This is a genomic window from Pedobacter sp. Leaf41 (assembly GCF_001422545.1).
Lineage (GTDB): Bacteria > Bacteroidota > Bacteroidia > Sphingobacteriales > Sphingobacteriaceae > Pedobacter.
Genome location: NZ_LMLE01000010.1, coordinates 140,676 through 152,961 on the forward strand (window position 1 = coordinate 140,676; position 12,286 = coordinate 152,961).

Consider the following 12,286-nt stretch of genomic DNA (forward strand, 5'->3'; position numbering starts at 1 on the left):
AATGCAAACATTAATCGTGTATCCTAATTAAATTCATGACGACGGCATTATTGTTATCTTAAAAATTCAATCTTTAAAAGGCCACTATTAACAGTGTTTAGACATTCAATATACAAAACACTTTTGGTTTCAATCAGTCTAGCTACTCTGATTTTCCTTTTCGGCTTATTCCCAAGCCTTATTCAAAAGTATTATTCAACGGGTATTTATCCCTACATTTCTTCGTCACTAAGGTTTGTATCCTCTATTTTTCCTTTTGCCATTGGTGATATTGTTTACGCATTAATTATTGGTTTTATCGTTTACAGAATCATCAGGTTTTTCAAAAAAAGAAAATCTTTAAAGAGAAAACACAGAATTATTGTACCGCTACAGGTTTTAAACTTTTGTTTAATTTTTTACATTATCTTCAAGCTGGTTTGGGGCTTAAACTACAGTCGGCCAAGTGTGAGTGAAGTGTTAGGTATTGGAAGCGAAAAGTATAGCGTACAAGAGTTGTGTCTTTTGGGTGAATATTTTGTTAAAAAAACAAATGATTTAAAGTTAAAGCAGACGGGAATTCCCTCTTACTCTATTAAGGAATTGGAAATCAGCTCAGCCAAAGCCTATAACTTCATGGAGAGAAGGAATTCGCTATTCCGCTATAAAAATTCCTGTTTAAAATCTGTTTTAAGTCCGTATTTAGTGAGCAAAGCAGGAATAGAAGGTTATTATGCGCCATTAACCGGCGAGGCAAACATGAATATGGCCTTGCCTGATTTTGTAAAACCTTATGTTTCTTGCCATGAAATTGCACATCAAATAGGCACTTCGTACGAAGATGAGGCTAATCTTTTAGGCTATTTAACTGCAAGCAATAGTCCCGATGTGAATTACCAATATTCGGCCAACTACGAGATGCTGAGGTATATCTTGTTTGAAATTAGAATGAAATCTCCCGATGATTACAAAATACTTCACGATAAATTATCTCAAAAAGTTTTAGATGATTTTAGAACGGAGAAAGAATTTTGGCGAAAATACAATGGCGACATGTTCGGATACATGGATGCCGCATTTGATAGTTTCTTAAAGCTCAACAACCAGCCTAAAGGAATCGATAGCTATCAGGATATTGTGATTTGGCTTTGGAATATACATAAGAAGGAGTTAAAGGTTGAGCGTTTACAGTTATAGGTTGAAAGTTAAAAGTTCCAGGTTGACAGTGCAATTTGAATGGTATTTACGCCCAGAACATACAACCTATTACATACAACTTATAACGCTTATCCATGTATCGCCTCTCTCGTTCCGAAGCTTTGGATTAACTCCCCTTCAAATTCCAGCCACTCTTTCCAGCGCTTATCTACATCAACATCAGTAGAATATTTACGGGCAAAATTTAGAAAAGTAGTGTAATGTCCAGCCTCCGAAACCATAAGCTCGTGGTAGAATTTCGCTAATTCTTCATCTTTTATATTAAGAGAAAGCACTCGAAAACGCTCGCAACTTCTGGCCTCAATCATTGCAGCAAACAACAGCCGATCAACAAAAGCCTGGTTTCTGCTACCGTCTTTTTTACTGAACTTCACTAAACGGCCAACGTAATCGTCCTTCCGTTCGCGACTTAAAGTGTAACCGCGTTGTTTAATAATTTCAATTACCATTTGAAAATGCTGCATTTCTTCAATTGCAATGGCTGTTAGTTCATCAACTAAATCCTGGTGCTCAGAGTTTTGGGTGATTAAAGTAATGGCGTTCGATGCTGCTTTTTGTTCGCACCAGGCATGGTCAGATAAAATTTCTTCTAAATTCGATTCAGCAATATTCGCCCAACGTGGGTCTGTCAACAATTTTAATCCTAACATGTGGTGGTGTAATTGAGCTGCAAAATTAAGAATATTTAAGATACGTTTAATATCTCCCGCAGATTTAGAAGATAAATGCAGATCAAAATTTTAATCTGCGAAAATCACATTTATCTGCGGGAGCAAAAAAAAAGAGCTTATTTTGTAGAAGATGAATAGAAGCGCAAAAAAAATATTGATCATTGGATTGGTTTGGCCTGAGCCTACTTCATCGGCAGCTGGAACAAGAATGATTCAATTGGTTGATTTATTTTTGCAGAAAGGTTATCAGGTCACTTTTGCCTCGGCGGCATCGAAAAGTGATTTCAGTTTTGATTTCTCACACACTTCAGTAGTTGAGGAGTCAATAAAACTAAATGATGAAAGTTTCAATTTATTTCTTCAAAAGTTAAACCCCGATATTGTACTCTTTGATCGTTTTATGGTTGAGGAACAGTATGGTTGGCGGGTTCAGCAGGAATGCCGCGATGCGCTTCGGATTTTAGACACTGAAGATTTACATAGCCTGCGAAGTGCCAGACAGCAAAGTGATAAAAAGCAGTCGGAAATCGATTTATTTTCTGATACAGCAAGGAGAGAAATTGCTTCTATTCTGCGTTGTGATCTTTCGTTGATTATTTCTGAGGTGGAGATGAAAATTTTGGAAGAAACTTTTAAAATCGATCTTTCGTTACTCTACTATCTCCCGTTTCTTGAAAACGAAATTACAGAAGAATCCATTAAAAACTGGACTTCTTTTGAAGAAAGGGCAGATTTTGTTTTCATTGGTAATTTTCTACATGAACCGAATTGGAACACTGTTCAGGTTTTAAAAACCAAAATTTGGCCCACATTAACGAAGAAACTACCTGGGGTAAATATGAATATTTATGGTTCTTATGCTTCTCAAAAAGTATTACAGTTGGAGAATAAAAACGAAAAGTTTTTTATTCGTGGAAGAGCCACTGATGCAAGGCAAGCGATTTCAACGCACCGGATTTTACTTGCTCCTATCCAGTTTGGTGCTGGTGTTAAAGGAAAATTTATCGATGCCATGCAAGTTGGAACGCCATCTATTACCACTTCAGTTGGTGCCGAGGCCATGAAAGGTTCGCTGGATTGGAATGGATTTATTGAAGATGACTTAGAAAACTTTATAGAGAAAGCAATTTTGCTTTACAATGATGAAACGGTTTGGTCTATAGCTCAACAAAATGGCATTAAGATCATTAATGAGCGATATTCGCCTACGCATTTTGCCGACTTATTTATAAGTGTTTTGGAAAATCTGGATATCCAGAATCATCGTCAGCATAATTTTATTGGTCAGATTTTAAATCATCATACTATGCAAAGCACAAAGTATATGTCGTTGTGGATTGAAGAGAAGAATAGAAAGTAGTTTGTCTTAGCCCGACAGGCTTTCACTTTTTCTTGATAAAAACGGACAAAGCCGTGTGTTTCTATCTGTTTAGTAGCAGTGTCTAGCTCCCCTCCTTATTTTCATGGAGGGGTTGGGGGTGGTTTTCTTCCTAAAAGCGTTTTACTTCTGTTTATAAACCTGATTGGCGGGGAAAGCCCAAACTTTTTTCTGTTTGGCTTGTACCAAAAGCAGGGCTGCTTTTCACGAAGCATTACAGAACCATTCATTTCCAATCAGATTTTGGGATTTTCAGGATAAGAAAAGATTACGGACCAGGATTTTAGGATTGAAAGATGAAACAGAACTTACGGCTTTTATCTCCGAACTTTCCGTTCTTGGGCTTACCGGCTTTCTTTACAACATTAAAACATTTCAATCTCTAAACATTGCAACAATCTGCGTAAATTCGCAGCATGGCAAAAATTTCAATTAACCTTGCTACAGGTTCGTTTCAGAAGGAAGAAATTATAGTAGGCATAGATTTAGGCACCACAAACAGTTTGGTTGCTTTTATCAATCCTGATAAAAATCCGCAGGTAATTAATGATGCTGGTAAGGGAATTTTGGTTCCTTCGGTAGTATATTTCAACAGCCAAAACGAAGCAATTGTGGGTAATGAGGCGAAAGAGTTCTTAACTACAGACCCGGCTAATACCATTTTCTCGGTGAAGCGATTACTTGGCCGCTCTTACAAAGATGTTGCTGAACACAAAGATATATTTTCTTACAAAGTGATTGATGATGACACAGATGCTTTGGTAAAAATTCAAGCGGGAGATCGTTTTTATACGCCAATCGAATTATCTGCTGAAATTTTAAAAGAACTTAAAGGGAGAGCAGAACATGCTTTAAAAACACCTGTGAATCGGGCTGTTATAACTGTTCCGGCGTACTTTAACGATAGTCAGCGACAGGCCACAAGGGATGCCGGGAAACTTGCCGGACTTGACGTCATGCGGATTGTTAACGAACCAACCGCAGCAAGTTTGGCCTACGGAATCGGGCTTGATCCGACTGAGCAAAAAACCATTGCCGTTTACGATTTAGGTGGTGGAACTTTTGATGTTTCTATCCTCCAAATTCAGAATGGAATTTTCGAAGTTTTGGCTACCAATGGCAACACTTACCTTGGCGGCGATGATTTCGACCGGGCGATTTTAAACTATTGGATCGAGAAAAATAAATTTGATTTTGCAGCAGTTGCTGCAGATAACATTTTAATGCAAACCTTGCGTTTAAAGGCTGAAGCAGCTAAAAAAGCGCTTTCTACGCAAAATTTATATAACGAGCAGGTGGGCGAAATCTGGTGTACTTTGGATAAGCAAACTTTTGAGCAATTGATCACCGCAAAGGTGGATGAAACCATCACCGCATGTAAAAACGCTTTGAAAGATGCAGATTTAACTTCAGCAGATATTGATGAAGTAATTTTAGTGGGCGGTTCTACCCGTACGCCATTTGTAAAGCAAGCGGTAGAGAATTTCTTTGGCAAAAAACCGCAGGATAATATTAATCCTGATGAGGTTGTGGCTTTAGGTGCTGCTATCCAGGCTGATGTTTTGGCTGGAAATCGTTCTGATATTTTATTGCTTGATGTTACTCCTCTTTCGCTTGGTATCGAAACGATGGGTGGTTTAATGGATGTAATTATCTCCCGTAACAGCAAAGTGCCTACCAAAGCCGGTCGCCAATACACCACTTCGATTGATGGGCAGGTAAATATGAAAATTTCTGTTTATCAGGGTGAACGCGATTTGGTAAAGGAGAATCGTAAACTAGCGGAATTCGATTTGAAAGGAATTCCGGCGATGCCTGCAGGTTTGCCGAAAGTAGATATCAACTTTTTGCTAAATGCTGATGGAATTTTAACAGTACAAGCTATTGAACTCCGTTCGGGTGTGAAGCAGGAAATCGAGATTACACCAAGTTATGGGTTAAGTGATGATACAGTTGAAAAAATGTTGTTGGATAGCATTGAATTTGCGCAAAGCGATGTGGAGCAACGCATGTTGATTGAGGCTCGAAGTGAGGGCGAGCAACTCCTTTACACTGCAGAGCGTTTTATTGAAAAGCATGCTGAACATTTAACAGACGCAGAAATTGCCGAAACAAAAGTTCATATCGAAGCTTTGAAAACTGCTTTAGCCACACAGGAAAAAGATACGATTTTGAAAAAAGCCGATGAGTTGAATGAGTTCACTCGTCCGTTTGCTGAACGTGTAATGGACGCGGCGATTTCCACAGCGATGAAAGGTAAGAAGATAGAGTAAGTCCGAGGTTGGGAGTTGGAAGTCCGATGATATTAATTCTAATTCATTTAAAGCATTTCACTTTGAGCTTGTTTCATAATCATTTGCGCTATATGGAAAAACAAATCTAAATTCATCATTCAATTAAAAACCAATGCTGAGGAATTTGTTTTGTATTATTTTCAGTTTGTTAATTCTATCAAATTGCAGTAACAAAAAGAAAAACATTGAAGAAGAAGAAACCATCATTACCGCACTTCTTCCTGCAATAATTGACTCAACCTGCATGGATTTGAGGATATACGAATTTCGACTACCTGTACCTAAATCAGTTTATGATAAAAATAATAAGTTTATCAGATTTGATTATTCTAATTTAGCAAAAGATTCAATCATCTATAAAGGAAGACTAGATTCTTTAAATAAAGACACGAGTACCTTATATGTGCAGTTTAATCCTATATTAAAAGATGTTGATGAAAAATACAAACAGGAATTATTTTATCACTTCAAAATTAAAGAGGAAAAAGAAAGGCCAAGAAATGAAACGCTAACAATTCCTTACCAAAACATCAAAACCAAAAAGAAATTTAAACTTCAAATTTCTTCAAAAATGCCAAAAATTAATAAGGCCGATGGTGTTTTTAGCAATTATGGTTCAAGTTTTTCCGGTTCGTTTTCTATCTCTAGAATTTATTTTGACATGGAAAGGAATTTTGGAGTTCTAACTGTTGGTTATTTCTGTGGAACGAGATGTGGAGAAGGGTTTACCATTTTTATTAAAAAAGTAAGCGATAAATGGATAATCGATGAAATTGTAAATACTTGGATTGCTTAATGACAATGAATTTTCTTACCATACATCAAAACTTCTCTGCCCCTAACCTATTAACTTTGCTATATAAATTTTAGCAATTATGGAATTAGGTATCGGCATGTTCGGCGATTTGCAAGTTAATGCAAAGGGAGAAATTCAACCCGCCCAACAAAGACTTCAGGAAATTATAGAAGAAATTAAATTGATGGATGAAGTAGGATTAGACTTCTACGGCATTGGTGAACACCATCGTCCTGATTATGCAGTTTCGAGTCCGGAAATTATTTTGGCTGCAGCCGCAACGGTTACCAAAAATATTAAGTTGAGTAGTGCAGTATCGGTTTTGAGCTCATCAGATCCAGTAAAGCTTTACCAAAATTTTGCTACTATCGATTTAATTTCTAATGGAAGAGCCGAATTAATGGCTGGTCGCGGGAGTTTTATCGAATCCTTTCCCTTATTCGGCTACAATCTTCAGGATTACGATGAACTTTATGAAGAGAAATTAGCGCTGCTTTTAAAAATTAACGAAGAACCAAAAATAACCTGGAAGGGAAAATTCAGGCCCGAGCTTGTTAACCAGGAGGTTCTACCCCGTGCTGTTAATGATCATTTAAAGATTTGGGTGGCTGTTGGCGGTACACCAGAATCAGTTGAACGTGCCGGACGATTGGGTTTACCTGTGATGTTTGCGATTATTGGTGGGCAACCTTCGCAATTTAAGCCATTATTTGATTACTACAAAAAAGTTTATCAGGCTTATGGCCACGATATGAGTAAATTTGAAGTTGGTGTACATATGCACTCACTATTTGGCGAGGATAGTCAGGAAACAGCAGATTATTATTATCCTTTATACTCCGCTCAAATGAATAGAGTAGGAAAAAGCCGTGGTTGGCCTCCGTTCCAAAGAAACCAATTTGAAGCCGGCAGAAGTGCTAACGGCGCTTTGATTATTGGCGATGCCGCAGAATCTGTTGATAAAATTCTTGCTATGGAAGAAACCTTTGGCTTAACCCGTTTCTCAGCACACATGGACGTCGGCGGACCATCACACGCGGCAATGATGAAATCGATAGAAATCTTCGGGAACAAAATCGCCCCGGAAGTGAGAAAAGCTTTGTCGAAATAGTCTCAGAGCCTCCTTTCGAAATGGGCTATTCGCGATCGAGAAATCTTTGAAATGGCAAACTTCGGTTTTTAAAAATTTTCAGCTGTGCTCAGTAAAAGCAGCTAATAGACGCTTAATACTTATTGCCTTTCGAAATCAGATTGACGAAAGTATAAACATAACAACCTATACAAACGCCTAGAAAGCTTTCGAGCAAAGCAAAAATTATCATCATAACGGATAGCGTTAAGGCCACTGTCAAAAAACTAAGTATAAATGTCGCGGTAATCAATAGGCAGAAAACAAAGCCCATGGTTGCCGCGAATTTTTTAGGCGCTAAATCGGTCATGTTAGGCTTTAAGCTCAAAGCCTTAGCTAAATTAATAGCTATAAACTTCATCGGACTGAACTTTCCAGAACTAAAGGCCCTTAAAGCGAAATCGCCAGTTAGGAAAAATATTGCCCAATAATTTGAGAATACAACACAGCCAATTGCAATGCATGCAACCATAAATGCAATCAATCTAACTACATTTTCATTTACTCTTTCTGCTGAGATGGGACAGGATATTTCCATTTATCTTTTTTCAAAGCTACCAATTTAAATACACCAATCGAATATTTTCCTTAACCTTGTAAAATTCATTCCTATATTTAATAAATTAACGACTACCGAAATATAGAATGGATAATTCAGAGAGATTAAACTTCCTTTTAATGAAGCTCGAAAATTTATTGCTTAGGCAACAAGGTTTTGAGGCAGAAATAGAAGCTTTAAAACAAGAAGTAAGGGCTTTACAATCGCCAAGCGCTGCTTATGTTCAACCGTCAACACCAATTGCCGAACCTATTCTTGCACCTCCGCCTAGAAACACTCCGCCAAGTACGGTAAATCAAAATGACCCTGCACCACAAGCTGTTCCAAGTCCATTTCAACCGCCAGTAAATCAACCGCAAAATAATTTTGCAGATCGGTTTACACGTGAAAACATGGTTAAATCGGATTTTGAGAAGTTCATCGGAGAAAATCTGATCAGCAAAATTGGTATTCTTATATTAATTCTTGGTGTATGCATCGGGGCAAAATACGCTATAGATCATGATATGATCAGCCCGCTCACCCGGATTGTTTTGGGTTATGCGGTCGGAGCCGGATTAATGGCTTTCGCAATTAAACTCAAAGAGAAATACGAAAACTTTTCGGCTGTATTGGTTAGTGGTGCCATCGCCATCATGTATTTTATTACCTATGCAGCTTATGATTTCTATTCGCTTATTCCGCAGGCTTTAGCATTTCTGTTGATGGTTGTCTTCACTTCTTTTACTGTTGTAGCTGCCATAAAATACAATAAGCAGGTTATTGCCCATATTGGTTTGGTTGGTGCTTATGCTGTTCCTTTTTTACTCAGTGATGGTTCGGGAAAAGTTGGAGTATTGTTTACCTACATGGCTATCATTAATATTGGCATCTTGATTTTGAGCTTTAAAAAGTATTGGAAGCCACTTTTTTATGCATCTTTCGGCCTAACCTGGATCATATTTCTTTCCTGGCGATTAAATTTAAGAGGTGAAGAAGATCATTTTGCCCTATCGCTTTTATTTTCTTCAGTGTTTTTCATCATTTTTTACGTCACCAATTTAGCTTATAAGGTGTCAAAAAAGGAAATCTTTGGCTTTAGTGATGTCGTTATTTTGCTTTTGAATTCTTTCATTTACTACGGAATCGGATATTTTATTTTAGCTGCCAACAAGAATAGTATTGAATTATTGGGGCTTTTTACGCTCGCAAACGCCGTGATCCACTTTGTAGTAAGCTTAATTATCTACAAGAAGCAGCTTGCTGACAAAAACCTATTTTACTTGATTTTAGCCATGGTGATCACTTTTATTACGATGGCGGTTCCGGTGCAACTTAATGGCGGTTGGGTAACTATTTTCTGGGCAGTTGAGGCTGCTGTACTCTTCTATTTGGCAAGGATAAAAGGCATTGCTATTTACGAAAAGCTATCATTTCCATTAATATTTTTAGCGTTCTTTTCCCTTTTAGAAGATTGGGCAAGGTTTAATGACGTAAATTATGGAAATGCACCACATGTGCTTCCATTTTTAAATGTCAGCTTTTTAACTGCTTGTATCTTCATTGGGAGTTTTGCTTGGATGCTCAACATCAATACTAAGGAAACAGAAAAATCAGGCGATTGGCTCTGGATAAGAAGCATTTTGAATTATGCGCTTCCATCGATTCTGGTTTTAACTGTTTACATTACTTTCCGAATAGAAATTGTCCGTTATTTCAGCGGTTTATTAGAGTCAACAAAAGTTACACTCCGTCAAAGAAATGGTTTTGACGATGCAAGCCATGCTTTTAATTATAATTACGAAACCCTTACAACGGCCTGGCTTTATATCTATTCTATGTTTTTTGCAGCTGCGCTAACCTTTCTAAATATTAAAAAAATTCAGAAAAACGAGCTAGCCATTGCAAATCTTATCATCAACCTTGTGATGATACTACTTTTCCTAACGAATGGATTATACACGCTTAGTGAGCTGCGTGATAACTATTTATCAACGGAAAACGAATATTTTAATATCAGTTCATTTAATATTGTTATCCGATATATATCAATAGCATTTTTTGCACTGCTTATTGCTCAATGTTATTATTTGCAAAATTCAGGCTTGCTTAAAAAGAACTTCAAAACTATGTTCGAGTACCTGCTTTACATTTCAATTTTATGGGTAATTAGCAGTGAGTTGATTAACATTTTGGAGCTATCTGGAACAGATAAGAGTTACAAACTTGGTTTGAGCATTCTTTGGGGAATTTACTCCTTATTCCTCATCGGAATGGGACTTGCAAAAAACAAAAAACATTTAAGGATTGGGGCAATAGTATTGTTCGGCATAACGCTAATTAAACTTTTCTTTTATGATATTTATTCGTTGAGTACAATCGCTAAAACTGTGGTTTTTGTCTCGTTGGGAGTGCTTTTACTTATAATTTCTTTTCTCTACAACAAATACAAATATTTAATTATTGATGATGTTAAAACTGAAAATTAGTATTCTTTTGGTGTTTTTGCTTGGTCATGGAATTGCTCAAGCACAAATTAGCAGCTATAAATTCAAAAGAGATATTAGCGGTGTTAATTCAATTTGGCATGGCATAAAACTACCCGAACAATTGTATGCAGCCGAAAATAAAGGCTTCCAGGATTTAAGGATTTTTGGTATGACTGGAAAAGATACCACTGAAGTTCCTTATTTGCTAAAGCAGCGGGTAGATCAAATTATTTCGAAGGAAGTAGACTTTAAAATAATTAATAAAAGCTCAGATTTAGGCCTTTATTATTTCACATTTCAAGCCAATGTGGCGACTGCAATTAATCAAATTAATTTATCATTCAAACAAAGTAATTTTGATTGGCAAGCTACTTTGGAAGGCAGTAACGATAATTTAAAATGGTTTTCTATTTTGAAAGATTACCGCATTCTTTCAATTAAAAATAATGATACCGATTATCAGTTTACTAAATTGAGTGTTCCAGATTCAAAATATCAGTATTTCAGAATTGCCTTGAAAAGCCCGGTTCAGCCAGAATTATTAGAAGCAAAAATTTTGAAAACCGATACTATAAATGGCACTTATCAGGATTTAAAATATAGAGCTTACCATTTATATAATGATGCCAAAGCTAAGGAGACAGTTATAACCGTTGATTTAACCCGTCTAATGCCTGTATCTAATTTAAAACTTAATGTTAACAGCGACTTTGACTTTTATCGCTCTTTTAAAATCGAATACGCTACTGACAGTGTCAAAACAGAAAAGGGCATGCAATATAATTATGCTGAGTTATATAACGGAACTTTGAGTTCCCTCGAGCAGTCAACATTTAATTTTCCAAATACCATTGCCTCGAGAATAAAAATAACCATCCAAAATAACGACAATAGACCTTTAAGCATAAGCGGCCTAGAACTGAAAGGAAATATCTTCGAGCTGGTTGCTCGTTTCGATAACCCAACTCTCCAGTACGCTCTATATTATGGAAATAATAAAGTTGCTGCCCCAAATTATGAAATTGAAAAGTTTGAAAGTAAAATCCCTTCTGTTTTAGCTGCTTTAACCATTGGCAAAGAGCAGCAAAATCCAGCGTATGCTGAAAAAATTGAGAAACCATTATTTGAAAACAAGGCTTGGTTATGGGTTTTAATGGCAGTTATTATAGCATTGTTAGGTTGGTTCTCATTTAAAATGTTGAGGAATTAAGATCGTATTAGAATGAAAGTTAAGCATAACATAGAAAACTCGATATGCTAAGAAGTTTGATACTTCATATTAAACATATACAGACAAATACAGAGATCATTTGATAGATTAAAAACATGAAAAATATTTTTCAACCCGCTGTAAATAAAGAAGTTATTGAAATAATTAACAAATTAAGCCCAAATACTTCACAGCTTTGGGGTAAAATGAACGTTTCTCAAATGCTGGCACATTGCAACGTAAGTTATCAATTGGTATATGATAGCAAACATGCAAAGCCTAATCTATAATGAAATTCATCATGAAAGCTTTTGTAAAGAACATTATCGTAAGTGAAAAACCTTATAAAAGAAATAGCCAAACTGCGCCATCGTTCGTAGTTACCGATGAAAAAAAAATTGAGAAAGAAAAAATCGCTTAATTTCTTACATCAATCAAACACAAGAGTTGGGCGAAAATCATTTCGACGGAAAAGAGTCACACTCTTTTGGGAAGCTAACCAAACAGAATAGAACAAAATGTTTTACAAGCACTTAGCCCATCACTTAAATCAATTTGGAGCTTAGAATTTAACTAATTTATGT

The 12,286-nt window shown here is 36.5% G+C and carries 11 protein-coding genes; 9 read left to right on the plus strand and 2 right to left on the minus strand.

All coding sequences use genetic code 11. The annotated features are described in order from the left end of the window. Positions 1 to 93: 93 nt before the first annotated feature. Positions 94 to 1,176: a DUF3810 domain-containing protein gene (locus ASE92_RS17165; RefSeq protein ID WP_056851347.1), complete on the plus strand. Its 1,083-nt coding sequence runs from the start codon at positions 94 to 96 to the stop codon at positions 1,174 to 1,176. 89 nt (positions 1,177 to 1,265) lie between these two features. Here the strand turns inward: ASE92_RS17165 and ASE92_RS17170 are convergent, their stop codons facing one another. Beyond that, positions 1,266 to 1,847, minus strand: coding sequence for a tRNA-(ms[2]io[6]A)-hydroxylase (locus ASE92_RS17170; RefSeq protein WP_056851348.1), 582 nt, complete (start codon positions 1,845 to 1,847; stop codon positions 1,266 to 1,268). Between the two features lie 151 nt (positions 1,848 to 1,998). On the opposite strand from ASE92_RS17170, the gene ASE92_RS17175 reads away from it, so the two are divergent. The 5 genes from ASE92_RS17175 (at position 1,999) to ASE92_RS17195 (ending at position 7,447) form a co-directional block, all read left to right on the plus strand. After that, positions 1,999 to 3,228, plus strand: a complete 1,230-nt coding sequence (locus tag ASE92_RS17175) for a glycosyltransferase (RefSeq protein WP_056851349.1) — start codon at positions 1,999 to 2,001, stop codon at positions 3,226 to 3,228. Between the two features lie 193 nt (positions 3,229 to 3,421). Then, positions 3,422 to 3,682 (plus strand): hypothetical protein, encoded by a 261-nt coding sequence (locus ASE92_RS17180; RefSeq protein WP_157255775.1) that lies wholly within the window; start codon positions 3,422 to 3,424, stop codon positions 3,680 to 3,682. Then, on the plus strand, positions 3,663 to 5,519 hold the full coding sequence (gene dnaK, locus ASE92_RS17185) for a molecular chaperone DnaK (protein ID WP_056851351.1): 1,857 nt from the start codon (positions 3,663 to 3,665) through the stop codon (positions 5,517 to 5,519). The genes ASE92_RS17180 and dnaK overlap by 20 nt, the downstream gene beginning before the upstream one ends. A gap of 133 nt (positions 5,520 to 5,652) precedes the next feature. Next, positions 5,653 to 6,336 carry a hypothetical protein gene (locus tag ASE92_RS17190; protein WP_157255776.1) on the plus strand — a complete coding sequence of 228 codons (684 nt, stop codon included), beginning with the start codon at positions 5,653 to 5,655 and terminating at the stop codon, positions 6,334 to 6,336. A 79-nt stretch (positions 6,337 to 6,415) separates the two neighbouring features. After that, complete coding sequence (locus tag ASE92_RS17195; protein ID WP_056851353.1) at positions 6,416 to 7,447, plus strand: LLM class flavin-dependent oxidoreductase; 1,032 nt, start codon at positions 6,416 to 6,418, stop codon at positions 7,445 to 7,447. A 112-nt stretch (positions 7,448 to 7,559) separates the two neighbouring features. Here the strand turns inward: ASE92_RS17195 and ASE92_RS17200 are convergent, their stop codons facing one another. Then, a complete protein-coding gene (locus tag ASE92_RS17200; protein WP_056851354.1) occupies positions 7,560 to 8,003 on the minus strand; it encodes a DUF4395 domain-containing protein in 444 nt (147 codons plus the stop codon). Positions 8,004 to 8,143: 140 nt separating this feature from the next. On the opposite strand from ASE92_RS17200, the gene ASE92_RS17205 reads away from it, so the two are divergent. From ASE92_RS17205 to ASE92_RS21560, 3 genes are all read left to right on the plus strand, one after another. Continuing rightward, positions 8,144 to 10,492 (plus strand): DUF2339 domain-containing protein, encoded by a 2,349-nt coding sequence (locus tag ASE92_RS17205; RefSeq protein WP_235527386.1) that lies wholly within the window; start codon positions 8,144 to 8,146, stop codon positions 10,490 to 10,492. Continuing rightward, the gene (locus ASE92_RS17210) at positions 10,473 to 11,702 is read left to right on the plus strand and encodes a DUF3999 family protein (protein ID WP_056851356.1); all 1,230 of its coding nucleotides are present in this window, start codon (positions 10,473 to 10,475) and stop codon (positions 11,700 to 11,702) included. The genes ASE92_RS17205 and ASE92_RS17210 overlap by 20 nt, the downstream gene beginning before the upstream one ends. Positions 11,703 to 11,818: 116 nt before the next feature. Beyond that, a complete protein-coding gene (locus tag ASE92_RS21560; protein WP_235527387.1) occupies positions 11,819 to 11,992 on the plus strand; it encodes a hypothetical protein in 174 nt (57 codons plus the stop codon). Positions 11,993 to 12,286: the final 294 nt, after the last annotated feature.

Bases quoted from the DNA above. Each gene is read 5' to 3' on its own strand.
- ASE92_RS17170 (WP_056851348.1), bottom strand. From the start codon at position 1,847: ATGTTAGGATTAAAATTGTTGACAGACCCACGTTGGGCGAATATTGCT.
- ASE92_RS17175 (WP_056851349.1), top strand. From the start codon at position 1,999: ATGAATAGAAGCGCAAAAAAAATATTGATCATTGGATTGGTTTGGCCT.
- dnaK (WP_056851351.1), top strand. From the start codon at position 3,663: ATGGCAAAAATTTCAATTAACCTTGCTACAGGTTCGTTTCAGAAGGAA.
- ASE92_RS17190 (WP_157255776.1), top strand. From the start codon at position 5,653: ATGCTGAGGAATTTGTTTTGTATTATTTTCAGTTTGTTAATTCTATCA.
- ASE92_RS17195 (WP_056851353.1), top strand. From the start codon at position 6,416: ATGGAATTAGGTATCGGCATGTTCGGCGATTTGCAAGTTAATGCAAAG.
- ASE92_RS17200 (WP_056851354.1), bottom strand. From the start codon at position 8,003: ATGGAAATATCCTGTCCCATCTCAGCAGAAAGAGTAAATGAAAATGTA.
- ASE92_RS17205 (WP_235527386.1), top strand. From the start codon at position 8,144: ATGAAGCTCGAAAATTTATTGCTTAGGCAACAAGGTTTTGAGGCAGAA.
- ASE92_RS17210 (WP_056851356.1), top strand. From the start codon at position 10,473: ATGTTAAAACTGAAAATTAGTATTCTTTTGGTGTTTTTGCTTGGTCAT.
- ASE92_RS21560 (WP_235527387.1), top strand. From the start codon at position 11,819: ATGAAAAATATTTTTCAACCCGCTGTAAATAAAGAAGTTATTGAAATA.